This is a genomic window from Methylobacterium sp. J-088, assembly GCF_022829295.1.
Classification (GTDB): domain Bacteria; phylum Pseudomonadota; class Alphaproteobacteria; order Rhizobiales; family Beijerinckiaceae; genus Methylobacterium.
Map to the genome: position 1 here is coordinate 1 of NZ_JAKSYH010000105.1, position 443 is coordinate 443.

Genomic DNA, 443 nt, shown 5'->3' on the forward strand with positions numbered 1-443 from the left:
AAACGTGGACGAGGCCAAGCCCGAGGGCGTGCTGCTGGACGCCCCGGCACTCTCGCCCCGCGGCATCCGAACGGCGCTCGGCCTCAACAAGCCGCTCTACGCGCGAACCGGCGCCTCGGCGCCTTCGGCTCGCGCCCCCGAGACCGCTGGCGCCGTCTCCTGGGCGCGGACCGCCCTCGCCGCCAAGCTAAAGCCGGACCTGGCCTGAGCCTCGCGCGATCTGCTGTCAAAAGGTCGACACCTTTTGCGGGTGCAGGGCGGGGCCCTGCTGTGGGGCTCAGCCCTGACGACCCGGCCAAGGGCTCGCGCCCGTTCGAATCCTTGCGCTCTGCGCTGAACGGGCCGAGACCAAGTCGTTGCCATGTCTGAGATGAGCCGGCAGCCCGGTCCCTCGGCCGAGGAGCCGGAACGCGCCTTCTTCGGCCGGCGCAAGGGCAAGCGTC

At 71.6% G+C, this 443-nt stretch carries 1 pseudogene; it reads left to right on the top strand.

Going from position 1 to position 443, the window contains the following annotated elements:
* Window positions 1–208 (top strand): annotated as a pseudogene (locus tag MKK63_RS11815) (methionine adenosyltransferase); the annotation flags it as partial.
* Window positions 209–443 lie beyond the last annotated feature (235 nt).